Source organism: Acinetobacter sp. GG23, from assembly GCF_057766365.1.
In genome coordinates this window covers 1-226 of the sequence record NZ_JBYMDJ010000030.1, presented here as the reverse complement: position 1 = coordinate 226, position 226 = coordinate 1, and the positions used below count along the sequence as shown (strand labels likewise).

General features: G+C 47.8%; 1 protein-coding gene. It reads right to left on the bottom strand.

The annotated features are described in order from the left end of the window. Positions 1–63 precede the first annotated feature (63 nt). A complete protein-coding gene (locus AC3CAU_RS16795) occupies positions 64–216 on the bottom strand; it encodes a zinc-binding dehydrogenase (protein ID WP_488368521.1) in 153 nt (50 codons plus the stop codon). Between the last annotated feature and the right edge of the window lie 10 nt (positions 217–226).

The window sequence follows — 226 nt, the reverse complement described above, 5'->3', positions numbered from 1 at the left end:
AAGAAATCTTGGTAAAACGCGGTGACAAATAATGTCACGCCAACACCGTCTCTCCTTGCCGCTTTAAAAATCCCTCAACACAATCTTTCCAATCGCATGCCCCGCCTCCAACGTAGCGTGCGCTTGCCGCAGGTTGACTGCATTAATTGGCGTCAAAACCTGCCCTACCGTAGTAACAAGAACTTTACTGTCTATCAAACGGGCGACTTCGTTCAATAAATTGCCC